Annotated in this window: 1 protein-coding gene; it reads right to left on the bottom strand. The window is 44.9% G+C overall.

Annotated elements, in window-relative coordinates:
* Positions 1–3 precede the first annotated feature (3 nt).
* Complete coding sequence (locus QZT26_RS17655) at positions 4–1,260, bottom strand: ISL3 family transposase (protein ID WP_099326027.1); 1,257 nt, start codon at positions 1,258–1,260, stop codon at positions 4–6.
* Positions 1,261–1,381: the final 121 nt, after the last annotated feature.

Raw genomic sequence — 1,381 nt, 5'->3', positions numbered from 1 at the left:
GCCTCATCCGCAGAATCTGTGGGTAAGTATTGGTTCCGGCAAATTACCAAGAGTATGATACAAGGCTGTTTGCAGGCATTCCAGAGATTTATAACCATAAGCCTTTCTCATAGTCAGTTTCGCCTTAAGGTTAAACCCCTCAACCGTACCGGAAGAAAGTCTGCCATCAGCCTTGAACCAGTTGAGAATGAGCTGCTTGTGATTGCGCAACATCTTTGCCACTTTTTTCATAGGTTCCAGGTTGGTTTTTAGGGTTCTCGTAATCCAGTTCTCGAGAAACCTGTCTGCATACGCCGGATACTTATACTCCCAAAAACGCTGAAAATCTTCACGCATTAAATATGCCTTTATTGAACTCAGGTTGATCTTAACTATCTGGCTTAACCGTACCGTTTGCTTTTCTGTCAAGTTCTCAGGCCTTTTCAACAGTAACCAACGGCTCTTTTCCAAAACATTGTCTGTGCCTTCATCCTTGAGCTTTTTGACCTCTTCCCTCCGTATCTGGTCTATGGCTTCATTGAATTTCTTCATGATGTGGAAACGGTCAAGAATATTAAGCGCCTGGGAAGCCTTCTTCGCTATCACCTTCAGGTACGGCGACCACATATCGCTGCAAACGAATTTGATTCTCAGACAACGTTCTCTACCTAACTCCATGAAAAACTTCAGCAGGGTCTTTGCCTTCCGCTCAGGGCCACTCCATAAAAGCCTTTTGGCATGCGAATCAAGCTGATATACAAGGGTTAAATACTTGTGGCCACTCCAGACTTGTATCTCGTCTATTCCTATTTCCGTTATATTCTCCAAGTCCCTGTGGGCAAGGCCGTAGGCAACTACAAACTGCACTGCCCTATACACACTGTCCCAACTGGACTTGAATATCTCGGCTGTCTCTTTCCAACTCAGGCGTTTAGCCCATCGAGACAGGAATACCTTGTATGTGGTGGTCATCTGCTCCTTACCTTCTGACCAGGGAATTCGCTCTACATGGATTCCGTCCACTGGACAGGCGGCGCGTCGCGGGGAATATCGGAAAAATACTTGAAACCCCCATAATGGCGGATACTCGTATAACCGGGACGGCTGTGTATCATACCCAGACGCTCTCTTCCCACATACTGAACATTCAGGCTTGGCATTTACCCTCGGCTTTATATCTGCTACTAATGCCTTTCTACCATTTATGACCTCGAAACTGACTGCTTTGTAAACAAATGACTTGAAATTCTCTACCGTATTTAATAATGTCTTTATCTGCATTGCCTCTCCTTTTGGGTTAAGATGCTTTCTTGATAAAAAACATCTTACTCCCTTTGGGATGGCAATGCACCTTTTCTCTTACTAATCCTTACTTATTACCCACAGATTCTGCGGACGAGCC

Source organism: uncultured Candidatus Kuenenia sp., assembly GCF_900696675.1.
GTDB lineage: Bacteria > Planctomycetota > Brocadiia > Brocadiales > Brocadiaceae > Kuenenia > Kuenenia stuttgartiensis_A.
This window is presented reverse-complemented; position numbering and strand designations above follow the sequence as displayed.

Excerpts from the sequence above, each read along its gene's own strand:
- QZT26_RS17655 (WP_099326027.1), bottom strand. The coding sequence starts at position 1,260 with ATGCAGATAAAGACATTATTAAATACGGTAGAGAATTTCAAGTCATTT.